Source organism: Halomonas sp. PAMB 3264 (genome assembly GCF_031954245.1).
In the GTDB taxonomy this organism is placed as follows: domain Bacteria; phylum Pseudomonadota; class Gammaproteobacteria; order Pseudomonadales; family Halomonadaceae; genus Vreelandella.
The window spans coordinates 2730775-2756550 of sequence record NZ_CP134866.1 but is presented as its reverse complement, the minus strand read 5'-3'; the positions used below and the strand labels follow the sequence as shown (position 1 = coordinate 2756550).

The window sequence follows — 25776 nt, the reverse complement described above, 5'->3', positions numbered from 1 at the left end:
CGTGTTCGGTAAATTAAGCTTAGAAGCAATCCCCTTGCACGATCCTATTATTGTGGTCGTGGGTTTGGGAATGATTGTGGGAGCCATCGCGCTGTTAGGCGCACTGACTTACTTTCGTAAGTGGGGCTGGCTCTGGAATGAGTGGTTCACTTCGGTAGACCACAAAAAACTCGGTATCATGTACTTCATCGTGGCCCTGGTCATGCTGCTGCGCGGCTTCGCCGACGCCATCATGATGCGTAGTCAGCAGGCGCTGGCCGCTGGCGGCTCGATGGGCTTTTTGCCGCCGGATCACTACGACCAGATCTTCACCGCCCACGGCGTGATCATGATCTTCTTCGTGGCGATGCCGATGGTCATCGGTTTGATCAACCTGGTCGTACCGCTACAGATTGGCGCGCGCGACGTTGCCTTCCCGTTCTTGAACAACCTGAGCTTCTGGCTGTTCGCCGTGTCGGCGGTTTTGATCAACGTTTCACTGGTACTGGGCGAGTTCGCCAAGACCGGTTGGTTGGCCTACGCGCCACTATCGGGAATAGAGTACAGTCCCGGGGTCGGCGTGGATTACTGGATATGGGCACTACAGATATCCGGTATCGGTACGACGCTGACCGGTATCAACTTCTTCGTCACCATCCTGAAGATGCGTACCAAAGGCATGACGCTGTTCCGCATGCCGATCTTCACCTGGACTGCCCTGTGCGCCAACGTGTTGATCATCGCTTCGTTCCCGATTCTGACCGCGACCATCGCGCTACTGACGCTCGACCGCTACTTTGGTATGAACTTCTTTACCAACGAGCTTGGCGGCAACGTGATGATGTACGTCAACTTGATCTGGGCATGGGGTCACCCGGAAGTTTACATCCTGATTCTGCCGGCGTTCGGTGTCTTTTCTGAAGTCATCGCGACCTTTGCGCGTAAGCGTCTGTTTGGCTACCACACCATGGTTTGGGCGACGGTTGCGATCACCGTGCTGTCGTTCATCGTTTGGTTGCACCACTTCTTCACCATGGGGGCAGGGGCCAACGTTAACGCCTTCTTCGGCATCATGACGATGATCATCGCCATCCCGACCGGGGTTAAGGTCTTCAACTGGATCTTCACCATCTTCCGCGGTCGTCTGGAGCTGACCTCGCCGGTGCTGTGGACGCTGGGCTTCATCATCACCTTTACTCTGGGTGGTATGACCGGTGTAATGCTGGCGCTGCCGGCGGCGAACTTCGTGCTGCACAACAGCCTGTTCGTTATCGCGCACTTCCATAACGTGATCATCGGCGGCGTTGTCTTCGGTATGCTGGCGGGTCTGACCTACTGGTTCCCGAAAGCCTTCGGCTTCACGCTGAGCGAGAAGTGGGGCAAACGCTCCTTCTGGTTCTGGATCACCGGTTTCTACACCGCGTTCATGCCGCTTTACGTGCTGAGCTTCTACGGTGCGGCGCGCCGCATGCAGTCCTACCCGAACGCCGAATGGCAGCCCTGGATGATCGTGGCTTGGGTCGGTTCGGTGCTGATCGCCTGTGGTATCGCGTGTACCATCATCCAGTTCTACGTCAGTATTCGTGACCGCAAGCAGAACCAGGATGTGACTGGCGACCCGTGGGATGGCCGTACGCTCGAGTGGTCCACCTCTTCACCACCCCCGTTCTACAACTTCGCGCACGAGCCAGTGGTCGGTGATATCGACAGCTTCTGGACGCAAAAGCAGCGTGGCATCGAGCAGGCTGAAGAGAAGGACTACCAGGACATCCACATGCCGAAGAACACCTGGGCTGGCCCGATCATCAGTGTCTTCGCCATGATCTTTGGTTTTGCGATGATCTGGCACATCTGGTGGCTGGCGATCGTCGGCGCCGTGGGTACGCTGGTGAGCTTCCTCGCGCGCGTGTTCAACGACGACATTGACTACTACGTGCCGGCCGCCGAAGTCGAACGGATCGAGCAGGCGCACCTCAAGCGTTTGGAGGCACATTCGTAATGGCGACAGATACAATGCACCATGGCGCCCATGCCGATGAACACCACGATCATGATCATCATGACGTAGCGGGTACGAAAGTATTCGGCTTCTGGGTCTACCTGATGAGTGACCTGGTGATCTTCGGCACGTTGTTCGCCACCTACGCCGTGCTCATGAAGGGCACGGCGGGCGGGCCGAGCGGCGCCGATATCTTCGAGCTGCCGCTGATCCTGTTCGGCACCTTTGCGCTTTTGATCAGTAGTTTCACCTTCGGCATGGGCGTTCTGGCAATGAACGCCAACCGTGTCGGCCAGGTGAAGATGTGGCTGATCGTCACGTTCGTACTGGGCCTGATGTTTTTGGGCATGGAGCTCTACGAATTCCATCACCTGATTCATGAAGGCTACGGTCCGGATCGCAGCGCGTTCTTGTCGGCGTTCTTCACGCTGGTCGGCACTCACGGCCTGCACGTGACTTTCGGCATGATCTGGATTCTGGTGATGCTGGTTCAGCTTCAGACCAAGGGCATCAATCCTGCGACGCGTCCGCGCATTCTGTGCTTGAGCCTGTTCTGGCACTTTTTGGACATCGTCTGGATCTGCGTCTTCTCCTTCGTCTACCTGATGGGAGTGCTTTGAGATGAGTTCTTCTTCTAGCCAACCGTCGGCCGATCACGGCTCTACCAAGTCCTACGTACTGGGTCTGATCCTGTCGCTGGTACTGACGATCATTCCCTTCGGGGCGGTCATGATGGGGCTGTTCAGCACGCCGGTGACGGTCTGGATCATCGTGATCACGGCCGTGATGCAGATGCTCGTTCAGCTGGTCATGTTCATGCACCTGAACACCAAGTCGGACGAAGGGTGGGGCATGATGTCCTTCGTGTTCACTGTCTCTATTCTCGCCCTCGTGGTAGGAGGCTCCCTGTGGATCATGCATCATCTGCACATCAACATGATGATCGGCTAACCACGATGCCTAGCCGGCGGCAGGATCTGCTGGAACTGACCAAACCCGGTATCATCGGCGGCAATCTGATTGCCGCCATCGGGGGCTACTTCCTGGCCGCTCAGGGGCAGTTCGATCTGGTGACCTTCGCCGCCGTGCTGCTTGGCATCGCGCTGATCATTGGGTCGGCCTGTGCTTGCAACAATGTAATCGACCGGGATATCGACGCTTTGATGGCGCGCACGCGCCATCGCCCGCTGGTTCGCGGCAGCGTGTCGATCACCCAGGCGCTGGGGCTCTCGGCGCTTCTGGGCGTTTGCGGTGTGGTGTGTCTGGCGCTGGGCACCAACGGGTTGACCGTGGCGCTGGCCGTGATCGGCTGGGGCGTTTATGTGGGCATTTATAGCCTCTACATGAAGCGCCACTCCGAGTACGGCACGCTGGTAGGCAGCCTTTCCGGCGCGATGCCGCCGGTCGTGGGGTACTGCGCGGTGACCGGCACGTTCGACAGCGGCGCGATCGCGCTTTTGGTGATTTTCTGCCTGTGGCAGATGCCGCACTCCTACGCCATCGCGATCTTTCGCTACGCGGACTATCAGCGGGCATCGATTCCGGTATTGCCGGTGGTGCGCGGCATCAAAACCGCCAAGCATCACATCCTGGGCTACATCGTGGCGTTCATTCCCGCCTCGTTGGCACTGGGATTGGCAAGCCAAGCGGGCCTTGGCTATCTCTGCGTGGCGCTGGTGATGGGCTGTTACTGGCTCTACCTCGCGCTTCGCGGCTATCGCCTGACCGATGACGTTCGCTGGGCCAAGCAGGTCTTCGGGGTCTCGATTCTGACGATCACCGCCATGAGCCTGGTAATGGTACTCGAGGCAGTGGTACCGCTGGCCTAGGTCACGCGATCATCACCTGCACTAAAAAACGCCCAGGGGTTTCACCTTTGGGCGTTTTTCTTTGGGTACACAGGCCTACTCCAGTCTCGCTGACCAGTGCCGCACCTGCGCCACTGGATGACATCACTCGAGCGCGATCTGCAGGCCCGCTTACTCGATCATGCCGGTTCGCTGTGATTCTGCGCTGTTGCGCCGCGGCTAACCCTGTAACATGGCGAGTTTCATCTCCCGATTACTGACCCTGAGGCGACTCTTCGCTATGTCTTCGCTCTCTTCCCCGTTGCCGCGCAAGCTGGCCCTGGCGCTGCTGGTTACGGTGGCCTGCGCGTTCGCGGCCAATCACGTCTCTGCGCGGCTCGCCTTCGATAACGGCACCGGGCTGTTACTGGCAATCCTCACGCGCTCGGGCGTGGCCTGCACCATTTTACTGACGCTGGTGGCAGTCAAGCGAAAACGGCTGTGGCTACCCAAGGCCGCCTGGCCCTGGCAGCTTGCGGTGGGGTGCTTGATCACCATTCAAAGCCTCGCGCTCTACTCCGCGGTCGCCAGGCTCCCCGTGGTGATCGCGCTGCTGCTTGCCAACACCTTCCCCATTCAGCTGGCGCTGCTCACCTGGGCGCTGGGCGGGGCGCGCCCCTCGCTCAGGCAGTGCGTGATCATGGGCACCATTTTGCTCGGGCTTCTGGTCGTACTGGATATCCCTGCCTGGCTGATTCAGGCCGAAACGCTCGGCAGCGAGTGGGTGCTGGGCATCGCTTTGGGGCTTCTTTCGGCCTTCGTGTTTTCGAGTGCGCTTTGGATCACCGAGCATCGTCTGGCGGGCGTGGGCAGTACGCTTCGAAGCCTTCTGACCATGCAGACGGTGTTTGTGGCGATGATCATTGGCGCGGCGCTTGGGGTGGTGCCCGGCGGCATGAGCCTGCCGGATAACAGCCAGGGCTGGGTCGGGCTTTCGCTGCTGGCGCTTTTGTACGGCGCGGGGTTCTCAACGCTCTTGATATGCGTGCCGCGTTTGGACATGGCGCGCAACGCCCCGGTCATGAACATCGAACCCGTCGCTTCGCTGGTGTTTGGCTACTTCGTACTGGGGCAAACGCTTGGGCCGGTGCAGCTACTGGGCGGCGCCGTCGTGGTCGGCGGCATCGTGATTCTCGGCCTTTCGAAAGTTCGTTGACGGGGGCAATGCTCAGGCCCCGCCAATGGCGGACGGCTTTGGCAGCGGCCGCGACGACGGTATTTCGTTTGAGGCGGGGCCGAGGTCGACATCAACGATACCTTCGCGCTGAGCGCCGACCTGATGCGGTACCTGAGCCCGTCGGAGTACGATTTTGACGCCCTGAGCCTAGGGCTTCGCTACCGTTTTTAATCGGGGCGATGAAAAAGCGCCAAAGCGGCAAGCCCCACCTTCGCGTGGGGCTTTTTAATGGGCGAACGAACAGTCGAGCACATTGTTAGCACGCTAATTATGGTGTAGACTAAGGTATTATTTGAACAGACCCCGTCCACGCCGGGGTTTTTTAACGAGTGAATCCCGATGTCTCCCGATCAGCGCTTTACCCGATGGGTAAGGGTAGCCCTGGCTGCCTTTGTCCTTTTGTTCGTCTATTTCATGGTGGCCGACAGTTTCATGCCGCTGACCCCGCAGGCGCGCATCATGCGCCCGGTCACGCGTATTGCCCCGGAGCTGAGCGCGCCGGTGGTCGAGGTCGTCGTTCGCGATCATCAGCACGTCGACAAGGGCGACGTACTGTTTCGCCTCGACGCCGCGCCCTACGAGATCGCGGTGGAGAAAGCGCAGCTCAACGTCGAGCAGGCTGCCCAGGAGAACGACCGGCTGCAGGCCGACCTGGCCGCGGCGCGGGCCTCGCTAAGCGCAGCCCAGGCCAACGCCAGCGAGCTCAACAGCGAACGCCAGCGTGCGCAGTCGCTGGTGGGGCGCCAGAGCATTTCGCGCCAGCAGTACGAGCAGCGAGTATCGGCGGCGAACACCGCCAACGCCGATGTGCGCGCCGCCGAAGCGAAGATTACGAGCCTTGAAGCGCAGCTCGGCGAGGAGGGGAATGCCAACCTGCGTCTGCGCCAGGCCCGCAACGCGCTGGCCAACGCCCGGCTCGACCTGGAACGCACCGAGGTGCGCGCTCTCGAGGCGGGGCAAGTCACCAATTTGCAGCTTCAGGCCGGCGACTACGTCCAGGCGGGCCAGCCGGTGCTGGCACTGGTCGGAGGCGGCGTGGACATCGTGGCGGACTTTCGCGAAAAGAGCCTGCGCCACGTGCGCGTGGGTGACGAAGCGAAGGTCGTACTGGACGCGCTGCCCGGCCATATTTTCGCAGGCCACGTCACGGCGCTGGATGCCGGCGTGCGTGAGGGCCAGGTCAGCGCCAACGGTCAGCTTGCGGATATTCCCACGTCTGACCGCTGGGTACGCGATGCCCAGCGCCTGCGCCTGCACGTGGCACTCGACGCGCCGCTGGAAGAGATGCCGCCGAGCGGCGCGCGGGCAAGCGTTCAGCTTCTGCCCGGCGAGCATACGCTGGCGCATCCGTTCGCCTGGCTGCAGGTACACCTGATCAGCTGGCTGCACTATGTCTACTGAGCCGACCGAGCCGGAAGGCACATCGCCTGGGCCAGGCCGCCGGCGCGTCTGGTCGATCGTGCCATGGAGCGGGAAACGCGGTGAAGGCCCGTCGGCAAAAGAGAACCGCGCGGCGATTCTCGATGAAAACGGCCTGCGTCAATGCCTGCGGGTCGCCGGTGGGGCCACGATTGGCTTTGTGATCAGCAAGCTGATGGGCTGGAACTACGGCGTCTTCTTTACCGTGTTCCCCATGTTTCTGCTGGGTATGGTGCCGCTGCTTAATGCCAGTATCATCCGCCAGTTTCTGGGTAACGCCACGTTCAACGTGGTCGAGGTCAGCCTGATCATCGGCTTTCTGCAGCACATGCCGGTGGTGATGACGCTGGTGGTGCTGGGTATCTTCCTGTTTCGTTTCAATGTGATGGCGAAAGGGCCGCTGTTTCTGTACGGGGCCAATGGCGTGGTCACGCTCAGCGTTCTGCTGCACTTTGCAAGCTACCCGAACGTGGATTTGAGCGAGCTTCTGGGGGCGAACTTTCTGGCGAGCGTGCTGGCGGTGATCATCGCCATGCTCATGCACACGCTCTTTCCCGACGTCTCGCCGCGCCAGCCGCCGCCACGCGTGGAGAAAACCGCCGCGCAGATTCGTCACGAAACGCTGCTGGGCGGCATTACCGCGACGCTATCGTTCGTCGTATTTCAAACCTTCGATCTGCGCGATTCGCTCTCCGCGCAGATGGCGACGGTGTTGGTGCTGTTTGCCATGGGCTACGCCGGGGCCCAGGTCTCCTCGATCAGACGGATCATCGGTACGCTCCTGGGCTGCAACATGGCGCTGTTGATCCAGCTTTTGCTTTACTCCCAGAGCCACCACTTTTTGCTGGTGATCGTGATCTACTGGTTGGGGTTGATGCTGTTCGCCCGCGAACACGTGCGCGAGGCCGGTGGCTCCGGCGTCGGGTTTGGCGGCATGACGACGCTGGGCATTTTGTTCGGCCAGTCGCTCGGGCCAAGCCAAGACCTTGTTTACAGTGCCCTTTATCGGTTCTCCTCCATGTTCGTAGCCCTCGCGGTGACGCTGATGGTCATGGCCTGCCTTCACTCATTGCTCAATGCATGGACGGCCACGGCGCTGCCAAAAAGAAATTGAGGCAACTTTTTTCGCACCGTCTACTCTAAGAAATACCTGCACTGCTGATAGACAACGACGTCTTCCTCGCATGCAGCGTATTTCCTACTAACGGATTAGAGGTAATCATCATGTCAAATTCAAACGAAGACAAAGCGAAAGGTGCCGCTAACAAGGCCGCTGGCAAAGTGAAGGAAGCCGTGGGTAAAGTCACCGGCAGCGACAAGACCGAAGCCAAGGGTCACGCTCAGCAGGCCAAGGGCGAAGCGCAAAAAGGTAAAGGTGAGCTGAAAGACGCCGCCAAGAAGAAGTAACGACATTCGTCAGGATATTAAACAGGGGCCCTCGGGCCCCTGTTTTGCTTTCTACACCAAGCGTTCACGAACCGGGCGTTTCAAACCCACTCAATCGGCCATATCCATGGCAAAGCTCGTTTCAAGCCCTTCATCACCGACCGATACCCGCACTTCCAGGCTGTCGTATATCTCCCCGTAGTGTTTGAGCTGAGCGATGTCCTCTTCCGAGACGTCCTCCTGCGGCGATTTGATCAGCAGATCCGCCAAAGCCGTGTAAAGATCACCGGTCGCGAAGATATTCAGCAGCAGGTCGTCATCGGCGACCGGCGCCTGTAGTCCGTTTGTCAGCGTTGACGGGTCATCGAGGCCAACGCCCAGGGCCAGCGCCGAGTCCGACATCGCCGCGTAAAGGGTCGATACCTGCGCAGGCAATTGGCGGCTCTTGAGTCGCCGGGGTTCGCCGTCAGGCATGAGCGATAGCTCGCTGAGTTCGGGCACAAAGGCGGCGGCGTTTTCCAATAGCGTCATGGGATTCGATGACGCCAGGGTCAAAAGCCCCGTGGCCATGGGGCCGCCCTTGGCAAGGTAGAGCCGGTCGATACGCGCATTGAGCCCGGAAAGCGCCGGGGCAATCATCATCGCCATCGGGTCACTGGTCAGCGCGCTGGTCTCGTCCCACAGGGTGTTGAGCTCTTGAAGGTCGTCACAGCTAAACGGCGCCTCGCGAATTTGGCGCGCGTAGGTGTCCACGAGCTCCAAAAGCACCGATAGGTCGAGCCCCAGCCCAAAGCTTGCCAATCCATCCCGCTGGCCGAGCCCTGGCACCGGCGTCACCAACCGGCGAAGGTCACGCACGACCTCCTCATCGGTTTGCACGATCAGGTTGACCTCCGAGCGGCCTCGTAAATCGTACGCGCGCGAGCCCACCGTCAGGCCGGGAAAGCGCCCGGTCAAGCGGTCGATATCGGCCTGGCAGGCGGTAAGGTCCAGCGGCTCTTCACCGAGGGCGTCGAGTAGTGCGCGCGTCGCGGGATGGCGGGGCGAGCCGAGTTCACTCAACACCCGCGCGGTACGGATTTGCCCCGTACCCAGCGGCGTGAAGCCGTAGCGGTGTTCGATCTCGGCAATCTCGCCGGACTCCTCCATGCTTTCATCCGGCAGGCGCTTGCCGAGTATCTGAGCGAGCAGCTCGTCGCTGGCATCACCTGGTATCAAGGAAACCAGCGCCTGGCCGTCGACGATGGCGAGGATGAGTTCGACGTCGTCTTCCGGTGTGATCCGCCAGTAGTCGGTGCCCTCGACGCGGCCGATGCGCGGCGTAAGCCCCGCCCGCTCGACCACTCGCTCGAAGGTGTCGCGAAACGCCGCGTCGTCTTCCAGCTCGAAGCGCATCACCGGCAGAATGCCCAGCCCGTAAAGCGCGACGTTCGGCGACACGTTGATACCGCGGGCGTGAACGTCCTCCAGCGTGTCAATGTCCTCGAACTCTTCGCCGAGTGCGATCACAAGCGACAAAAAGGCCTGCGCCTGCTCGTTGGGTTCATTTCGCCTCTGCTCGCGAAGCGCTTCCAGATCCCGCTCGAGCCCGTCGCCCAGCAGCATCGTGCGCTGATAAAACGCGAACACCTCCTGCTGGTCCAGCGTTTCCCGCGTGGCCATGAAGTAGGGGGCGTTGGCCGGAATATAGCCGAGCATATCGGTTTCGGCGGCCTGAGCGTCGAGGCTGGTGCCGCCAGCCAGCAGCGCGAGAGAGGCAAGCAGCGATGTTTTTTTAATCATATCGAATCCACTGGCGTGTACACATTGGCTCATGGGAATAGCGGTTTAAAAGCATAACCCGCCTAACGTACGGGAGGGGCATGCGCCGTTAAAAAAATGCCCCCGACCGCGCTAACGGTCGGGGGCGTTTGGTGTAGCGCCTGGCGCTACACAGCGACCCTCTTTTTCATCGCCTGATGGCACAGGCAAACCGTACCTGACGAAAACGGCCCTTGCCCGGCAGGGCAAGGGCCGCACCTATCCGGCGCCTCAGGCCTTAGTTCGAGATCACGTCGTATCTTTCACGCCGCAGGCCATCCGCCGCGGTGACCACGATGGCACCGTCCTCGACGGTGACCTGGTCGTCGTCACTCACGGTCTCAAGCTGCGCCGCGACTTCCTCGACGGACCGGGACCCCGCTTGAATCGTTTTGGCGCGATAGTCGATCTCCACCTCGTCGGAGTGGATTAGCCCGCCAAGAACGGACAGTTCTGTCAGCCCCTTGTTCTGGAACGGTTCTCCACCGCGCATCATGTAGTAATCGGAGCTTTGGATAGTGACACGGACGTAGCGCGCAACCCGGTCAATGTCGTCCTCCGTCTTTCCAGATTCCGTTGTATCGCGTGTATCGATGACCGGCTCGTACGTCTCGTTAAAGACCGCGAAGCTGCGCTCTTCCTCCGGGGCAGTATCGATTTTGTACGTCAGCAACCCCGTGCCTTCAACCGAGGAGGACGGATCAAACCAGCTCGTCTCGACGGTATCCACATAGTACTCGGACCCAAGGTCGACCTTGATCCAGGCGGGTATTGGCAGGACGTCGCGGGTGTGCCAGTAACCGCCTTCCGACATGTCAGTCACGAAGTCCGCTTTACCGTCCACGGCAAAGGTCGCCGGGCCGTCCGGCAGGCCGCGACCAACGCCTTCGCGGTTGGCCTGAACGCGTCGCGCGACGGACAGGGCGCCTTCGTCGATGGTGTAGGTGCGCCGGTCCCCATTCTGTGCCACCACGTCAAAGGTATCGTCGACGGACAGCGGCGCGTCACCCGCGCGATCGCCGAAATCGAAGTGCGCCCCGAAAGGTAGATCGAACAGGGTCTGCATGTCGTCGACGACAGTGTCGTAGGGCAGGTTCAGTACGCGGTCCTGAATACCATCGACGGCGATGACGCCCGATGTCAGCAGCGTGTCGTCGTTGGTGACCAGTTCCCACTCTGCCGTATCCGTCATGGTGTCACCATCGACCTCGGCGACCACCTCGACGCTGTTGGTGCCAGAGGCCAGCTCGATGTCCCAGGTCAGACGGCGGCTGTCAGGGGTTTCGACGACGCCCATCGACTCACCGTTCAGGAAAAGCTCGGCCTGCGGCAGATTCGAATAGACCTTGACCGTGGTATTGCCGCGCTGACGTTCGATGAGTCGCTTGCCGGTGAGATGAAGGACCGGATCCTCGCTCCAGTTGGCTTGATACCAGTAGAAGGCATCCTTGCGTGTCTCGCGGTCGCGCGTCACGAGCCCCTTGTCGTTGATGCCGGGAGCTTCGCCTTCGTCGCGGCCGTCGGAGGCGAAATCGAACATCGCCCAGACGAACGTGGACCAGAGCCAGGGCCGCTCCTTCATCTGGAGGTAGGCTTCTTCGTGGTAGTTGGCCTGATAGGTTTCGGTGTGGTCCTGCTGGAACGGCGTCTCGGACTGGATCGAAGGGCCGGCACCCGCGCCGTACTCGCTGACCCCGATGGGGAGTTCGGGCGCAGCCGCATGCAGCTCATCCAGCCAGGCACCCAGATCGCCGGTCGGATTGCCGTAATACCAGCCGAAATAGAGATTCTGGCCGACGGTATCCGTGACGTTCATTACCGGCTCATCGGGGCCAAGACGCCCCAGAACGGCGGCGGTCGTCGGCCGCGACGGGTCTTCGGACTTGGCCAGCGCGTTTAGCTCGGTCAGCAAGGAGGAGACGTCACTGTCGCTTTGCAGCGAGACCTCGTTCCAGATACCCCAGACCGCGATCGAGGGATGGTTGTAGTTCTGGCGCACAAGCTCCTGCATCTGCTGCCGGGCGTTCTCGGCATAGGCGTCGGTCAGGTCGACCTCGCTGATCACCGGAACCTCCGCCCAGGTCACCATCCCGAATTCGTCAGCCAGGTCGTAGACGCTGCGGCTGTGCTGGTAATGCGCCAGGCGGACGGCATTGGCACCGAGTTCGTCCATGATGTCGAAATCGCGGCGCTTCTGCTCCTCGGTTGCGGCAAATCCGCCGTCTTCGACGTCCTGATGATAGCTGACGCCGCGCAAGGGCACCGATTCACCGTTCAGCAGGAAGCCTTCCTGCGGGTCAATCCTGATCTCTCGGATGCCGAGCGGTTCCGTCACCTCGTCCAGTACGTTTCCTTCGGCGTCGGTCACCGTGGTGACGACGCTGTAGAGATAAGGATCCGCCCGTCCCTGCCACAGCCGCGGCTGATCGATCTTGAGATCAAGCACCTGCTCCTGCTTTTGCGCCGCGGCCAGCGTGACGGAGGCCTCACTCTCTGCGACAACCGTGCCCGTATCGTCGCGCGCCTGGGTACGCAGGGTAACGGTGGCGTCATCCGCACCGTCGTTGGCCAGTTTGATCCGAGCCTCGACAGTAGCCTCCTCCGGGCTGATGTCCTGGGTCGTCAGATAGACGCCGGGACCGCCGAAATCGGTTAGATCGACATGGACCGGTGCGACCTCGACCAGGGCCACGTCGCGGTAGAGCCCACCGAAAAACGTGAAATCTGCATCGATCGGGGCGAGCCGGTGTGGGGCGTTGTTCACCTGGATCACGATACGGTTTTCGCCCGGCACCAGATCATCGGTCACATCGAACCGGAATGCGCTGTAGCCGCCGGCATGGGTTCCCACACTCGTGCCGTTGACGAAGACCTCGGCGATCTCATTCGCCGCGCCGACCTGCACGAACACGCGCCGGTCGCCCAGATCATCGGTGACCTCGAACATGGTCTGGTAGAAGCCGTCGCCGCGATAATAGTTATCGCCGCCCTCGCTGCCATCCTGCGCGTTCCACGTATGGGGTAGGTTGACCTGCGTCCAGCCATCGCCTGTCGCCGTCGCTGTATCGTCGGCGGGATCGACGTCATCGGTCGTGAACTGCCAGTCCGGCAGCGGCTCCAGGTGGCGGGCAGCGTCCGGATTGCCGATCGTCTGCGCCATCGCACCGGTGCTCGATACGCCAAGCGCCAGGGTGGTCGTCATAAGCAATTGCCTCAGCACCGGCCGTGAGGCCGCCTGCTGAGGCGAGGTCGTGAAACGACCGATTTGTGGGGTACTCATTGTTTTTTTCCTGTTCACGTAAGGCTGAAAGCTCTTGTTAGCGTTATAAGGCCATGCTTTTCAGCAGTTCGGCTGCTAGCGTGCTGCGACGTATTCTTTGCCTGGGCACATCGTCACAACGATATGATTTCATAAAAGATACGTCGCCCCGCTGGTAACGTTGCATGCGGTCACAAATTGGTCAAATAATTTGGACGAAACTACTCCATTGTTCATAAAAGGAGAGTGAGCCCGTCCATTAGCAAAATCGCCGTCACGCTCTATACCTTTTGGTAAAGCTCGCTGCCTGTCTGGCGAAATTTCTCTGCTTGTTCTTCCATACCGCGCTGGACCGATGCCGCCTCGCCCCCGGCTACCGGCGCGCGGTAGGTATCGCGCACCTCCTGGCTGATCTTCATCGAGCAAAACTTCGGCCCGCACATGGAGCAGAAGTGCGCCACCTTCGCGGAGTCCTTGGGCAGGGTTTCGTCGTGGTACTCCCTCGCGGTATCCGGGTCCAATCCCAGGTTGAACTGGTCTTCCCAGCGGAACTCGAAGCGCGCTTTCGAGAGCGCGTTGTCGCGCCTCTGCGACGCCGGGTGCCCCTTGGCGAGATCCGCCGCGTGGGCGGCGATCTTGTAGGTGATGATGCCGGTTTTTACATCCTCCTTGTTGGGCAGTCCCAGGTGCTCCTTGGGAGTGACGTAGCAGAGCATCGCGCAGCCGAACCAGCCGATCATGGCAGCGCCTATACCGGAGGTAATATGGTCATAGCCCGGCGCGATGTCCGTGACCAGCGGCCCGAGTGTGTAGAAGGGCGCTTCGTCGCAGTACTCGAGCTGCTTGTCCATGTTCTCCTTCACCAGGTGCATGGGCACATGCCCTGGGCCTTCGATCATCACCTGCACATCGTGCTTCCAGGCGATATGGGTCAGCTCCCCCAGGGTTTTTAGCTCGGCCATCTGGGCTTCGTCGTTGGCGTCGGCAATCGAGCCCGGGCGCAGGCCGTCGCCCAGGGAAAACGCCACATCGTACTGCTTGCAGATCTCGCAGATCTCCTCGAAGTGGGTATACAGGAAGCTCTCCTGATGGTGGTACAAGCACCACTTCGCCATGATGGAGCCGCCGCGGCTGACGATGCCGGTGACCCGATTCGCGGTCAGCGGCACGTAGCGTAAAAGCACACCGGCGTGAATGGTGAAGTAGTCCACGCCCTGTTCCGCCTGCTCGATCAGCGTGTCGCGAAATACCTCCCAGGTGAGGTTTTCCGCCACGCCGTTGACCTTCTCCAGCGCCTGATAGATCGGCACCGTGCCGATGGGCACCGGCGAGTTGCGCAGAATCCACTCGCGGGTTTCGTGAATGTTCTGGCCTGTGGAAAGATCCATGATGGTATCCGCGCCCCAGCGGATGCCCCAGGTCATCTTGTCGACTTCCTCCTCAATAGAGGAGGTCACCGCCGAGTTGCCCAGGTTGCCGTTGATCTTCACCAGGAAGTTGCGCCCGATGATCATCGGCTCGCTTTCCGGGTGGTTGATGTTGTTGGGAATGATCGCCCGGCCGCGGGCCACTTCGTCGCGCACGAATTCGGGGGTGATCTCCTCGGGTATGCTGGCGCCAAAGTTCTGGCCACGATGCTGGTGGCCCAGAATCCGCTCAACTTCCGCCGTTCCAAGCGCCTGGCGGCGCTGATTCTCACGAATGGCGATAAACTCCATCTCCGGGGTGACGATCCCTTGGCGGGCATAGTGGAGCTGGGTCACGTTCTTGCCTGCTTCCGCCCGGCGTGGCGTGCGCTTGAGATCAAACCGCAGCTGGGCAAGCATGGGGTCGTTGGCGCGGCGCTTGCCGTACTCCGAGGTCAGGCCATCTAAAAACTCGGTATCCCCGCGCTCCTCGATCCACGCCCGGCGCAGCTCAGGAAGCCCCTGGCGCAGATCGATCTGGGCGGCGGGGTCGGTGTAGGGGCCGGAGGTGTCGTAGACCAGCAGCGGCGGGTTTTGCTCATCCGCGCCGCTGGTGGTGGTCGGTGATAGGGTAATTTCGCGAAACGGCACGCGGATATCCGGGCGCGAGCCTTCGATGTACACCTTGTTCGAAGCGGGCAGCGGGGCGATAGCGGCGGCGTCTACCTTGGCGGTTTCAGCCAGGAAGTGTTGAGTGCGGCTCATGATCAGACTCTCTCGTTATGGTTGTTATAAAGGCGTATCAATCGGCCAAATCCAGACCCATCTGCCAGAAATCAATTTCCAGGCGCGTGGCGTCGCGAAATATCTTCGTAAGCGCTTCAAAGCGCGCCGGGGTGACATCGGCCAGGCGCGTATTCAGCCACTCAAGCTCCGCGCGCATCGCCGCCTGAAACTCCTCGCCTTCGTACATGGCGATCCAGGCGTCATACGCGTTATCGCCGCCGCGCACGGTAGTGCTCTGGGCGTTCAGCCAGTTGGCAATTTCGCCGTAACCCACCAGGCAGGGGGCGAGCGCCACGTGCAGATCGAGCAGGTCGCCGCGGCTGCCGGTATCCAGTACGTAGCGGGTGTAGGCCATCGTCGCCCGCGCTTCGGGAAGCGTTGCAAGTTCGGCTTCCGAGATACCCCACTCGCGGCAAAAGCCGATATGCAGCCCAAGCTCCACGTCGACGATCGCCTTCATGCCCTCATGAGCCTGGCGCAGGTCGGCAAGGCTAGGGCTCTTGTAGGCGGCCAGCGCGTAGGCGCGGGCGAAATGGATCAGAAACAGGTAATCCTGCTTCAGGTAGTGGCGAAAGGCGTCTTCGGGAAGGGTGGCGGTGCCCAATTGGCGCACGAAGTCGTGCTCGATATAAGCGCGCCAATCGCTTTCGCAAGCGGTGGTGAGATCGGTAAAGCAGTAGCCCATACATCCTCCGGGAGTAGAGATCCGAAGGGCAGGCGAGAAGATCGAGGGAGTGGCGCGGAGGAGGCGTGAAATGCACAGAGAGCGAGCCGGCGCCATCGCTTGATCCCTACGCCGGTACCCGCGCTTTTCCAAAAAAGCGCATTAGCCGGATCAGGTTCAGCGGGACCAGCGCTTGGAAGCTTGAAGCTCGCCCTGCGCCATCTCAGCCGGATTCACCGGCACCCCGTCAAGCAGTTGTCTGGGGGAGTCTAGGGGGCGATCAGGGAGGATGCAAGGGGCGTGAACGAGGCAAACAATCAATAAGCCGGGGGCTGGCTAACGTTGAAGCGCATCTACCATTTACCTTACGGTCCTGTGCCTCAGCGGTTCAGGGAGTCACTGTGTTCCAGGGAGAGGCTGACTGTGCAAGCGTTTGCCAAGCGGTGAGGTTCGCGTGTAAGTAAGGCAAAAACCCTTGGCACTGACGTGACAAGGCGTGAAAGCGTGACGTTACGACCGCAATATCCAAGTCGATATGGGGCGCAAATGGCACCATGGTGACTTGGCAATCCCGGCGTTTAAGAAACCCGTGAGCGGTAACGGGATCCACCAGCGCGACGCCCAGCTCTTCATTGACTAACGCAATCGCGGAAGAGAAGAGATGGACCTCAAGGCCACGGCGAAAGGGGACGTTGGCTTGAAGGAGTACGTGTTTAAGCTTGGCGGTACTTTGATGATTCTCATCGAGCGTAATCAGGTTTTGACCGTAAAGTTGCTCGGGAGAAAGCTCGGCAAAAGAGGCGAGTTCGCTCGAGGTAGGCACCGCTAAATGCATTCTGAGTTGGTACCGGGTCATGCTCAATTCCGGAAGATCACTCTCTGCCTCAATGACCCCAAGATCAAACTGTCCTTCGGATACCCACTCGGCAATTTTGGGTGTACTGAAGGTTTGCAGCGACAGCCGGCTAGCTTCGTGTTCTGCCAGATAAGCCGAGGTTGTCCGGGGTATCACGGTTGGCGAGAGGCCGGGCATGCAGCCGATGGTGAGTTTGCCGGAGTGCCCTTGGCCAATGAGATCCGAAAGCTCTTCTAAATGCCTGACCGAGGACAGCACCTTATCCACGCCCTCGGCCAGATGTTTGGCCTCAGGGGTCAGCTCGGTTCCGTAGTGGTTGCGTCGGAAAAGTAAAAATCCTGCCTCCTGCTCAAGGTTAGCGATAGCCGTGCTCACAGCAGGCTGAGTCAAATCTAGGCGGCGTGCGGCTTTGGAGAGACTGGCGGTGCGGGCTACTTCCTGAAAGATCTGCAACTGGCGAAAGCTATAGCGCAGTTTCATCATCGTTGGCTCAAGATTTTGTTTATGAGTTCATAGTCATCTTTTAATTGTATTTATATCACAGTGAAAGGATGCTGAAAGACTCATCATAAAAGAAACAACGAAGGTGATCTCATGAACCTGGTCGATCTGCTCGGTCTACTCCTGTATTTCGCTATTCTTATCGTGATTGGCTACCGCAGTGCGAAAAAAGTCTCCAACAGTTCTGATTTCGCGGTCGCGGGCAACAAGATTATCTGGCCGATATTATTCGCTACCCTTGCCGCTTCCTTTCTGGGCGGGGGCGCCTCCATGGGGCGAGCGGGCAAAACCTTCGAAGAAGGCTATGTCTTCATGTTTGCGGCCTCAGCCTTCCCGATTGCAACCGTGCTCGCTGGGCTCTTCATCGCGCCACGTTTGAAGCGCTATATAGGCGCTCAAACGGTCGGGGACATCATGGCCTATCACTTTGGTGCTAGCGCTCGCTTGTTTACCGGCATTTTTTCACTGATCTTTTGTGTCGGCATTTTGGGCGCACAAGCGCTGGCGGTGGGGACCGTGTTTCACATGATCCTTGGCATCGAAGTGTCCACGGGTATTCTCATCGGCATGGCGGTAGTGCTTATATACTCCACCCTGGGAGGAATGTGGGCCGTCATCCAGACCGATGTGGTGCAGTTTTTGATGCTGGCGATTTTTTTACCTCTCACCATGTTGATCGGAGTTCACGACCTGGGGGGGCCGGCGGCATTGGTAGAGCGTCTCCCCGAGGCACACTTTAGTCTCATGGGGGACTATTCGATCGGCATGTTCATCAGCATTTTTGTCGCCTTCCTGTTGGGTGAAACGCTGGTCCCCCCATATACCCAGCGCGCCCTGTCAGCACCGGACTCGCGTCATGCCAAAATTGGTTACTCCTTGGCGGGCGGCTTTGGCTTTTTGTTCTACTTTGTGAGCGCCACGATCGGCTTGGTTGCACTGGTGCTTTACCCGAACATATCACCGGATCAGGCTATGCCCGCACTGATACGTGATGCTCTGCCTGTGGGGCTGACCGGCCTAGTGTTGGCGTCGCTTCTTGCAGTGGTCATGTCCACGGCCGACTCCTACCTGAACTCTGCGGCGGTCATTTTCGTCAGCGACATCTACAAGCCATTTATTGAGCCTGAGGTAAGCGAAAAACGTCGCCTATGGATTGAGCGGCTCGTGAACCTGGTGATCGGTGTCGGGGCGGTGATCTTTGCGCTTTACGCAACGTCCATCGTCGATGCGCTGCTACTGAGTTACTCCCTGTGGGCGCCGACGATCCTGTTGCCTTTCGTTTTCGCAGTGCTGCTCAATTTGCGCTGCGCACGCTCGGCAATTGCCGCCATGTTGGGGGGCGCCTTGATCACCACCTTATGGAAGTGGGGGCCGCTGGATATGCAGGGCATGACGGGCTTGACTGCGCTCATCGCTGGGGTCATTAGCAACGTGGTCGTGTTCACACTGGTGTATCGCTTTTTCCGCCAACCGCCTATCGACTCGGCGGCTAGCCAGATCCGGCCTGATGCCTCGACACCCACCCAATAAGGAATATTGCCATGACTTTTTATGCCTTCGCCTTGTATGCCGCAAGCCTGATTTGCGTAATCGCTGCCATCGGTGTCGGGATTTCCGCTTGGCGCTTTTACCGCGATAACTAATCGCGCGTCACGCTGACTCACGCCCCTGAACGATCAACGCTCAGGAGCGTATAAGGAATTTTGAAATGACAAACATCGCTGTAATTGGAGCGGGCAGCGTGGGACTATCTGTATGCGCTTCTCTGATTGAGCGCGGCCACCAGGTGCACCTGTATGACCCGAGAGCGCCCGGAGAAGGAGCCTCTTTTGGCAATGCCGGCATGATTGCCAACTACGTCACGGATCCATTGGCCAGCATGGCGACCCTGCGTAGCCTTCCTCGTGAGCTGACGCGTGCGGACGCTTCGCTCTCGATCGACCCGCGCTATGCATTGCCACTGATGGGCTTTGGGCGGCGCTTTTTAAGCGCGGCGACCCCAACACGCTTTGCTCGCAACAAGGCAGATTTGCTGTCGCTGATCAAAAATAGCGTGACTGCCCAGCATGCACTTCTCGATACGCTGGATGCGCCGACGCTGTTTGCCGACAGCGGGTGTCTACAAATTGTACGCAACGATGCCAGTGCGGCGCAGGGGATCGAGCAAGCCGCTGCCAATAAGCGCCGCGATGGTCTTGACTGCCGGGCATTAACCGCCGAGGAAGTCCGCGAGCTGGAGCCTGAATTGGCCGCCAAGGGGCTGGAAGGCGCGCTTTATTTTCCCGCTACCCGCCACCTTAAAAACCCATTGGCGGTGACCCGGACTCTCTATCAGTGTTTGGTGAGCCAAGGGCTTCACTTTCATCGCGCAGAGGTGACTCAGCTAAGCGCCCAGCGTGATGGTGGGTGGCAGCTATCGGTCAACTACCCTGATATCGACAGCGCTGATGCCGGCAGCGGTAAGGCTCATGTCGAGCAGGTCCAAGTCGATCAGGTCGTGCTGTGCGCGGGGATGGTCAATAATCGGCTGTTAAAAGCGCTGAATATAAAACTGCCCGTGGTCAGCGAGCGTGGTTACCACATTCGTCTGGAAACACCGGTCGCCCTGACACGTCCGGTGGGCTGGCTGGCGCACCACTTCTACGCTACGCCCATGGAGGGAGGCGTGCGAATGGCCGGCACCACCGAGTTCAAGACCGCTAACGCGTTGCCCGACGAGCGACGCTGGGAGCAATTGCGCCAGTGGGGAGGCGAGCTCTTCGGCCAGCCGGTTACCCTGGGGGAGAGCTGGTTTGGAGTGCGTCACTCGACGCCGGATGGTTTGCCCGCCATCGGTGAATTAGCCGAGCATCAAGGCCTCTACCTGGCCTACGGACACGGTCACCTGGGCTTGACGCTGTCGGCTCATACCGGGCAACTGATTGCCGATATGGTCGATGGCAATGAGCTTCCGCAATACGCGGCGAATCTGTCGCCTGATCGCTTTACCGGCAGCAAACGCTGACACGCATCCAGCTGCGCAGCCTCCCGTCTTAAAGCATGCCATTATTAATGAGAGGACGTTGCGTCTGTCCATTATCAAACGCGCCGTTGAGCATTGAGTGTTCAACGGCGCGTTCATTTGGCACGCATCTATAAAATGGCTCGTTTAGCCTTGAACGCCTTGATGTATTGAAGCGACGCTGTAGATGCCATGAAACTGCCGTCAAATTTGCTTTGTCTCTTTGATAATCGATGGGGTAGATTTATTTGAGGAGAGTATCACGTCAATGAACTTGCCAGGCGGTTCACTCCAATCGACAAGCTCGTCGTATCAATCATTATATGGCCCCATTAAACCAAGGAGTCGCTTTGGATATACGCATTGATGATTTAAATAGTCCCGAAGTGATCAGCTTGATAAGCGAGCACCTTGCATCAATGGCCCCCACGGCACCCGCCGAGAGTCGCCATGCGCTCGACCTTGAAGGGTTGCGCGGCTCCAACATTACCTTCTGGGCGGTATGGGACGGCTCGCAGCTGGCAGGCATCGGCGCGCTAAAACGCCTGTCTCGAGAGCATGGAGAGATCAAATCCATGCGCACGGCAAAAAGCTACCTGGGGCAGGGCGTTGCGTCCCGGTTGCTTTCACACATCGTCGATGAGGCAAAAAAGAACGGATATGTTCAACTGAGTCTGGAAACCGGTTCGATGGATTATTTCGAGCCAGCAAGGAAGCTATACGCCTCGTTTGACTTCAAACCATGCCCACCTCTCGAAGATTATGTAGAAGACCCGAATAGCGTATTTATGACCAAACATATCGCCTGAATCAGGTTCAGTGGGAATAACGAACATCCAAAAGACACGCTCTGCGCCATCTCTGGTGGATACCATTGGCCCTTCGATAAGCAATTTACTAGACGAGTTTAGGACGGTGGAGGGAAGTACAAAAGAGTGGTTAGCGTTGCTACGAGTTAATTTAACTAATGGGACATCAATACTCATTATCAAGGCATGTTGCGACTTGGGAGCATTGACATTGAACAGCGATAACAAAACGTGCTGGGAAACCTTCTATCGCGCCAATCAAACGGGAGCCGCCTCACCGCTGTTAAGGCGAGCTTTGTTCTCAGTGCGAGCGCTATAACGTTTTATCCGCAAGGTAGCCAGGACCCTATCCATTAACTTCATGGAGGCATCCTTTTGCATGAATATTTTATTTGTATTTATATACAGTATTATTGAGAATGGCAAATCTTGTCAGCACGCGAATTTTGGATAATTAGCCAAAATTTGCTTTGCTAGTAATAGAATCAATAAGGTAGATTTGATTAGAGAGGCTAGATAACCTCAATGAACGCGCCGGCACGTTCATTAGGGTTATGCGGCCGACTATGTAATCACTGTTAGGGCTTATGCACATGCTCACACCAATGATGGTTCAGTACTTGGTTGGCCTTTGCTGCTTAAGGCACGACCCAAAAGCTATCGATGTCACGATCGGGAACATGGTCTTGGATGAAGCTGCCGGCAAAGAGCGTGATGTCGATGTGACGGTCACCGTCACTGACTCAAACGGTGAAGTGTCTGCTTTTAAAGCCTCTGAGGTAAAACACGAGGGTAAGCCCCTGGACGTAGTTGCGGTAGAGCAGCTCATTCTGAAGTTGGCTGACATGCCTAGAGTTACTCACAAAGCTATTTTTTCAACTTCTGGATACACCGATGGGGCTCAGGCCAAGGCAAAGAGGCACGAAGTAGATCTATACAGCATGCTGCCTTGGGATCGTCCAATAGCAGAAAATTTCCCAGACTTTCCTGGAGTTGGAACACCCGGCGAATTTTTGGCTCAGTTTCAAAGTAGCTTGTTATATTGGGCTGAGTGGCAGAGCTATTTTATTTCTACTACCGGGCCAGAGTCTTTCTCGTTCGGAGACGAAACGCCGCTGTTCTCGCCTGAGGGAAAGAAGCATCAGCAGTATTCGACGATGCTTGATTACTTGAATGAAGTATTGATGCGATCTACAGGGCTCTTATGTACGCAAAGTCCCGCCAGTAATGTGCTTAAGACCTTTCCGTACAATATGTACAATGAAGCAGAGGGTTATATGACTGGGCCCGCTTGGCCGCATACTCATACGCTTGACCTGTCAAATGACGAGGTTTATCTGAGATTGGAAGGACATGCCCCGTTCCGCTTGGATTCCGTAACTATTTCAGGTCACTTGCAGTGGCGTAAACGAGTTATCGAACCACAGTTCCATATCTTTGAACGTGTCAGTGACCAGGCGATTTTCGCGGGTGCGGCAGTAGCTGACTATGGTGTTGATGATGGGCGTATGTTCGCCATGATTTTTCCAGCCAAGGGGCGTGAAGTCGGAATTCACCGTTTTCAGATACCAGAAAAACAGAAAAACTTGATCCGTGGTCTTAAGATACATACACCGCCCTAACAATCGCAGGCACAGCGACGGCTTTTTCATTGCGGCTGCGCCTTCATTACAAAGCCGCGCATGCTGCGGGCGTTAGGAGTTCTTATCAAAATGGTTCCATACATCCAAGAAACCTTAAATTTTCTTGATAAAACGGATTTTAAAATCAATTATCCGGACATTAATCACGTCATTCTGAAGGAAGAAAAAGACCGAGAGATACATATGGCTTTTGCCTGTAACTTTTCTCAGAACAACCATTTAAATAAAAATGAAAACTTAAAATTTATAATCACATTTTCAATGCTCGATGTTTTTGCAGATACGGTTAATCCAGAAAGCGAAGGAAAATCGTTCAGGCAGAAATATCAGAGTCTTCCAAAAACGAATGACTACGAGATAATATTCTCTGGTCTATATCGAATAGCCAAAGTCATTCGAAATGCTATGGTCCACAACCCTAATGGGATAGATTTTGATCATAATAAGCTTTGTGTTAAATATGTATTCAAAAGTACAATGTATTCCATGACATTATCCAAACGAGTATTGGATGACTTTTACACATTAATAGTTATGTATGTGAAAGGTGACCTTGGCAAGGGTGAGTATTTTTTAGCTCTAGCAAGAGAGATATATGAGAGAATCGTGTCTAACTTACAAGGCTTCTCGGATGACCTACCAGGTTTATTACCTTTACCGGATGGGAAACTTAAAATCAGGTCTGCTCGCAGAGAAATAATAATCAATCCTTTATTCGAAATTGAGGATTCAACAATATCATTCTCAGAATATAAAATTGACTTTCCAGAGTGGGCAGGTGCAGATTTCTCCATTGAGATAGATGGAGTCAGGTTGCTCATACCTCAAGAAGCCCTTAATTCAGAGAATAGAATATCTATCTCATCGGCCAAAAGGGACTGGGAAGCCATCAACCTATTCCCTGTTGTACCAGAAAACCTCTAACAAGTGCTTCAAATGGGACGCCTACGGCGCCCCTTAAGCAGCCGTTATACACAGCCCGAAACCAAATGAATAGAAGGTCGACTACTAATTATTAATCAATAATGATACCGAAGCTGCGCAATTAGCAGTGCATCGTCCGCTACCTTATAAACGATCCGATGCTCATCGTTGATACGCCGAGACCAGTAGCCCGTGAAACCATGTTTGAGCGGTTCGGGTTTCCCTACTCCCTCGAACGGCTGCCGCTGAATTTCCTTGATCAGCTTGTTGATGCGGCCAAGAATCTTCTTATCGGTTTTTTGCCAGTACAAGTAATCTTCCCAAGCATTCTCGGCAAAGACGAGCTTCACTCAAGTAGCTCCTTTTCTTGGCCGCCTCCTTTTTCCAATTCGTCCATTGCGTCCATCAAGCGTCGCGCGTTATTAGGTGAACGTAGTAGATAGGCGGTTTCCTGTAACGCTTCGAAATCTTCCAGCGACAGCATGACCACTGAAGGCGCTTTACTGCGGGTGATGATGACAGGCGAATGGTCTTCGCAGACCTGTTCCATGGTCTTGGCCAAGTGGCTTCGGGCGGCAGTATAGCTAATAGCATCCATAATGATGTTCCTGTACATAATGTTGTACTGTACGAATTATTGTACGTTCATGAGCGACAGGCAATGACTTTTTACTCACGCAGCTGCTTCAACGCCCGCCAGAAGTTTTGCTCCGGGCGCTTGATCAACAAACGCCCGGAGTAGGGGCTATCCTTTGTACTGTCGCTGCCCGAACCGCCCCAGCGCCATCAACACCCCAAACTGCACCATCAGCCCCGCCACCAGAAGCACCCACACCGACTCCACCACCATCGAGGCGATATACAGCAGCCCGCTGATGCTCGCAGGCACCAGCGCGTAGGGAATTTGCGTGCGCACGTGGGCGATATGATCCGAGCCCGCGAAGATTGAGGCCATCACCGTTGTGTCGGAAATCGGCGAGCAGTGGTCACCGAAGATCGAGCCGGAGAAAATCGCGCCAATGGCCATGCTGACCAGCGCTACGTCGCCGCTGGAAAGTTCAAACGCCAGCGGCACGGCAATGGGCGTGAGAATCGCCATCGCGCCCCAAGAGCTGCCGGTGGCGAACGAGATCACCATGGCGATCAAAAAGATCAGCAGCGGCAGAAGGGCGGGCGAGAGCCAGTCGCGGGTCGCATCGATCACGTGCTCGCCGGTCCCCAGCGCTCCGGTGACGGTGCCGATGCTCCAGGCCAGCACCATGATCACGAGCGCCGGCAGCATGGTGCGAAACCCGGCCAGCAGCGTCTCTTCGCAGTCCTTGAGCGTCTGGCGTTGGAAAAGTGCCATGATCATGCCGGTCATTACCATGGCGAAGGCCGCCCAGGAAAGCGCCACGCTCACGTCGGTATTCTCCAGGGCGTCCATCACGCTTGCCCCTTCGGCGCCGCCGCCGGTGTACCAGAGCCCCCAGCAGGCCACGCTAATCAGCACCACCAGCGGCAGCAGAAAGTGCCACAGCCGCCCGCGGCCTTCGGGCACTTCGCCCAGGTCCGCATCCACGTTGGAAAGCGGGGTATCGCCGGGGGCGACTAGCTCACCGGTCTCCTCGGCGCGGCGCTGGGCTTTTGCCATGGGGCCGAAGTCCCCGGCCAGCAGAATCATGGGTATTGAGGCCAGGCAGAGCAGGGCGTAGAAGTTCCAGGGAATCGACAGCAGAAAGAGCCGGTAGGGCTCCGCCGAGGCGAAGCTTAGCCCCACGAGTGCCCCGGCAATCAGCGAAACCTGATAGCCGATCCAGTCCGACACCGGCCCTAGGGTGGCCATGGGCGCGGAGGTCGCATCCATCACCCAAGCCAACTTCTCGCGGGACTGGCGCTGGCGCGCGGTCAAATCGCGGGTGGCGTTGCCCACGATGACCGAGTTCACGTAATCATTGAAGAAGATCACCATGCCCAGCGCCCAGGTGAGCAGGAGTGAGGTCCGGCCCGAGTGAATGCGCTTGGCCAGCGCCCGGGCCAGTGCCTGGGAGCCGCCGGTGCGGTGCATGAAGGCCGCGCCCGCACCGAGCAAAGCGACCAGTACCAGAAAGCGGGCATTCCACTCGTCGGTCATCACCTCCGCGAACCAGTCGAAGGTTTGCCCCAACGCGGCGATGGGATTGCCCGCCATCAGCCAGCCGCCGATCCAGATGCTGACGAACAGCGAAACGTTGACCCGCCGGGTGGCAAGGGCCAGCACGACCGCCACGATGGGTGGCAGTAAGGAGATAAAAGCTTCCATGCGATTGTTCCCTGTCATTGTTGAAGTATTGGTATTGTT

The 25776-nt window shown here is 57.8% G+C and carries 21 protein-coding genes and 1 riboswitch; of the genes, 13 read left to right on the top strand and 8 right to left on the bottom strand.

The window, feature by feature from the left end:
• Window position 1: 1 nt before the first annotated feature.
• From cyoB to RN347_RS12465, 8 genes are all read left to right on the top strand, one after another.
• A complete protein-coding gene (gene cyoB, locus RN347_RS12500) occupies window positions 2-1978 on the top strand; it encodes a cytochrome o ubiquinol oxidase subunit I (protein WP_263586496.1) in 1977 nt (658 codons plus the stop codon).
• Window positions 1978-2598 carry a cytochrome o ubiquinol oxidase subunit III gene (gene cyoC / locus RN347_RS12495; protein ID WP_263586497.1) on the top strand — a complete coding sequence of 207 codons (621 nt, stop codon included), beginning with the start codon at window positions 1978-1980 and terminating at the stop codon, window positions 2596-2598. The genes cyoB and cyoC overlap by 1 nt, the downstream gene beginning before the upstream one ends.
• 1 nt (window position 2599) lies before the next feature.
• On the top strand, window positions 2600-2929 hold the full coding sequence (gene cyoD, locus RN347_RS12490; protein WP_252106560.1) for a cytochrome o ubiquinol oxidase subunit IV: 330 nt from the start codon (window positions 2600-2602) through the stop codon (window positions 2927-2929).
• Window positions 2887-3807, top strand: a complete 921-nt coding sequence (cyoE, locus tag RN347_RS12485; protein ID WP_263586498.1) for a heme o synthase — start codon at window positions 2887-2889, stop codon at window positions 3805-3807. The genes cyoD and cyoE overlap by 43 nt, the downstream gene beginning before the upstream one ends.
• 259 nt (window positions 3808-4066) lie before the next feature.
• Entirely contained in the window at window positions 4067-4981 is a 915-nt protein-coding gene (locus RN347_RS12480; protein WP_311958429.1) for a DMT family transporter, read from the top strand.
• Window positions 4982-5341: 360 nt separating this feature from the next.
• A complete protein-coding gene (locus tag RN347_RS12475; RefSeq protein ID WP_311958428.1) occupies window positions 5342-6403 on the top strand; it encodes an HlyD family secretion protein in 1062 nt (353 codons plus the stop codon).
• Window positions 6393-7535, top strand: coding sequence for a DUF2955 domain-containing protein (locus RN347_RS12470; RefSeq protein ID WP_311958427.1), 1143 nt, complete (start codon window positions 6393-6395; stop codon window positions 7533-7535). The genes RN347_RS12475 and RN347_RS12470 overlap by 11 nt, the downstream gene beginning before the upstream one ends.
• A 110-nt stretch (window positions 7536-7645) precedes the next feature.
• Window positions 7646-7828 (top strand): CsbD family protein, encoded by a 183-nt coding sequence (locus tag RN347_RS12465; RefSeq protein ID WP_263586502.1) that lies wholly within the window; start codon window positions 7646-7648, stop codon window positions 7826-7828.
• A gap of 90 nt (window positions 7829-7918) precedes the next feature.
• Here RN347_RS12465 and RN347_RS12460 read toward each other — a convergent pair whose 3' ends face one another.
• From RN347_RS12460 to RN347_RS12440, 5 genes are all read right to left on the bottom strand, one after another.
• Complete coding sequence (locus RN347_RS12460) at window positions 7919-9589, bottom strand: hypothetical protein (protein ID WP_311958426.1); 1671 nt, start codon at window positions 9587-9589, stop codon at window positions 7919-7921.
• Window positions 9590-9845: 256 nt separating this feature from the next.
• Window positions 9846-12887 carry a glycoside hydrolase family 2 TIM barrel-domain containing protein gene (locus RN347_RS12455; RefSeq protein WP_311958425.1) on the bottom strand — a complete coding sequence of 1014 codons (3042 nt, stop codon included), beginning with the start codon at window positions 12885-12887 and terminating at the stop codon, window positions 9846-9848.
• A gap of 260 nt (window positions 12888-13147) precedes the next feature.
• Window positions 13148-15037 carry a phosphomethylpyrimidine synthase ThiC gene (gene thiC / locus RN347_RS12450; protein ID WP_311958424.1) on the bottom strand — a complete coding sequence of 630 codons (1890 nt, stop codon included), beginning with the start codon at window positions 15035-15037 and terminating at the stop codon, window positions 13148-13150.
• Between the two features lie 37 nt (window positions 15038-15074).
• Complete coding sequence (gene tenA, locus RN347_RS12445; RefSeq protein ID WP_311958423.1) at window positions 15075-15743, bottom strand: thiaminase II; 669 nt, start codon at window positions 15741-15743, stop codon at window positions 15075-15077.
• Between the two features lie 86 nt (window positions 15744-15829).
• Window positions 15830-15979: riboswitch (TPP riboswitch) on the bottom strand.
• A 131-nt stretch (window positions 15980-16110) separates the two neighbouring features.
• Window positions 16111-17061 carry a LysR family transcriptional regulator gene (locus tag RN347_RS12440; protein WP_311958422.1) on the bottom strand — a complete coding sequence of 317 codons (951 nt, stop codon included), beginning with the start codon at window positions 17059-17061 and terminating at the stop codon, window positions 16111-16113.
• Between the two features lie 111 nt (window positions 17062-17172).
• On the opposite strand from RN347_RS12440, the gene RN347_RS12435 reads away from it, so the two are divergent.
• From RN347_RS12435 to RN347_RS12415, 5 genes are all read left to right on the top strand, one after another.
• Window positions 17173-18609: a sodium:solute symporter family protein gene (locus RN347_RS12435; protein WP_311958421.1), complete on the top strand. Its 1437-nt coding sequence runs from the start codon at window positions 17173-17175 to the stop codon at window positions 18607-18609.
• A 178-nt stretch (window positions 18610-18787) separates the two neighbouring features.
• Window positions 18788-20083: an FAD-dependent oxidoreductase gene (locus RN347_RS12430; protein WP_311958420.1), complete on the top strand. Its 1296-nt coding sequence runs from the start codon at window positions 18788-18790 to the stop codon at window positions 20081-20083.
• 347 nt (window positions 20084-20430) lie between these two features.
• Window positions 20431-20889 carry a GNAT family N-acetyltransferase gene (locus RN347_RS12425; RefSeq protein ID WP_311958419.1) on the top strand — a complete coding sequence of 153 codons (459 nt, stop codon included), beginning with the start codon at window positions 20431-20433 and terminating at the stop codon, window positions 20887-20889.
• A 680-nt stretch (window positions 20890-21569) separates the two neighbouring features.
• On the top strand, window positions 21570-22511 hold the full coding sequence (locus RN347_RS12420) for a restriction endonuclease (protein WP_311958418.1): 942 nt from the start codon (window positions 21570-21572) through the stop codon (window positions 22509-22511).
• Window positions 22512-22601: 90 nt separating this feature from the next.
• Window positions 22602-23456, top strand: coding sequence for a hypothetical protein (locus RN347_RS12415; RefSeq protein WP_311958417.1), 855 nt, complete (start codon window positions 22602-22604; stop codon window positions 23454-23456).
• A 95-nt stretch (window positions 23457-23551) separates the two neighbouring features.
• Here the strand turns inward: RN347_RS12415 and RN347_RS12410 are convergent, their stop codons facing one another.
• The 3 genes from RN347_RS12410 to RN347_RS12400 all read right to left on the bottom strand — a co-directional run bounded on the left by RN347_RS12410 (window position 23552) and on the right by RN347_RS12400 (window position 25737).
• Window positions 23552-23806: a Txe/YoeB family addiction module toxin gene (locus RN347_RS12410; protein WP_311958416.1), complete on the bottom strand. Its 255-nt coding sequence runs from the start codon at window positions 23804-23806 to the stop codon at window positions 23552-23554.
• Window positions 23803-24054: a type II toxin-antitoxin system prevent-host-death family antitoxin gene (locus RN347_RS12405; protein ID WP_311958415.1), complete on the bottom strand. Its 252-nt coding sequence runs from the start codon at window positions 24052-24054 to the stop codon at window positions 23803-23805. The genes RN347_RS12410 and RN347_RS12405 overlap by 4 nt, the downstream gene beginning before the upstream one ends.
• 147 nt (window positions 24055-24201) lie before the next feature.
• On the bottom strand, window positions 24202-25737 hold the full coding sequence (locus RN347_RS12400) for a Na+/H+ antiporter NhaC family protein (RefSeq protein WP_311958414.1): 1536 nt from the start codon (window positions 25735-25737) through the stop codon (window positions 24202-24204).
• Between the last annotated feature and the right edge of the window lie 39 nt (window positions 25738-25776).

What these genes read in the sequence shown, in the direction of transcription:
- cyoD (WP_252106560.1), top strand. Translation starts at nt 2,600, where the DNA reads ATGAGTTCTTCTTCTAGCCAACCGTCGGCCGATCACGGCTCTACCAAG.
- tenA (WP_311958423.1), bottom strand. Translation starts at nt 15,743, where the DNA reads ATGGGCTACTGCTTTACCGATCTCACCACCGCTTGCGAAAGCGATTGG.
- thiC (WP_311958424.1), bottom strand. Translation starts at nt 15,037, where the DNA reads ATGAGCCGCACTCAACACTTCCTGGCTGAAACCGCCAAGGTAGACGCC.
- RN347_RS12475 (WP_311958428.1), top strand. Translation starts at nt 5,342, where the DNA reads ATGTCTCCCGATCAGCGCTTTACCCGATGGGTAAGGGTAGCCCTGGCT.
- RN347_RS12465 (WP_263586502.1), top strand. Translation starts at nt 7,646, where the DNA reads ATGTCAAATTCAAACGAAGACAAAGCGAAAGGTGCCGCTAACAAGGCC.
- RN347_RS12440 (WP_311958422.1), bottom strand. Translation starts at nt 17,061, where the DNA reads ATGATGAAACTGCGCTATAGCTTTCGCCAGTTGCAGATCTTTCAGGAA.
- RN347_RS12420 (WP_311958418.1), top strand. Translation starts at nt 21,570, where the DNA reads ATGGTCTTGGATGAAGCTGCCGGCAAAGAGCGTGATGTCGATGTGACG.
- RN347_RS12455 (WP_311958425.1), bottom strand. Translation starts at nt 12,887, where the DNA reads ATGAGTACCCCACAAATCGGTCGTTTCACGACCTCGCCTCAGCAGGCG.
- RN347_RS12405 (WP_311958415.1), bottom strand. Translation starts at nt 24,054, where the DNA reads ATGGATGCTATTAGCTATACTGCCGCCCGAAGCCACTTGGCCAAGACC.
- RN347_RS12460 (WP_311958426.1), bottom strand. Translation starts at nt 9,589, where the DNA reads ATGATTAAAAAAACATCGCTGCTTGCCTCTCTCGCGCTGCTGGCTGGC.
- RN347_RS12400 (WP_311958414.1), bottom strand. Translation starts at nt 25,737, where the DNA reads ATGGAAGCTTTTATCTCCTTACTGCCACCCATCGTGGCGGTCGTGCTG.
- RN347_RS12470 (WP_311958427.1), top strand. Translation starts at nt 6,393, where the DNA reads ATGTCTACTGAGCCGACCGAGCCGGAAGGCACATCGCCTGGGCCAGGC.
- RN347_RS12415 (WP_311958417.1), top strand. Translation starts at nt 22,602, where the DNA reads ATGGTTCCATACATCCAAGAAACCTTAAATTTTCTTGATAAAACGGAT.
- RN347_RS12480 (WP_311958429.1), top strand. Translation starts at nt 4,067, where the DNA reads ATGTCTTCGCTCTCTTCCCCGTTGCCGCGCAAGCTGGCCCTGGCGCTG.
- RN347_RS12430 (WP_311958420.1), top strand. Translation starts at nt 18,788, where the DNA reads ATGACAAACATCGCTGTAATTGGAGCGGGCAGCGTGGGACTATCTGTA.
- cyoC (WP_263586497.1), top strand. Translation starts at nt 1,978, where the DNA reads ATGGCGACAGATACAATGCACCATGGCGCCCATGCCGATGAACACCAC.
- RN347_RS12435 (WP_311958421.1), top strand. Translation starts at nt 17,173, where the DNA reads ATGAACCTGGTCGATCTGCTCGGTCTACTCCTGTATTTCGCTATTCTT.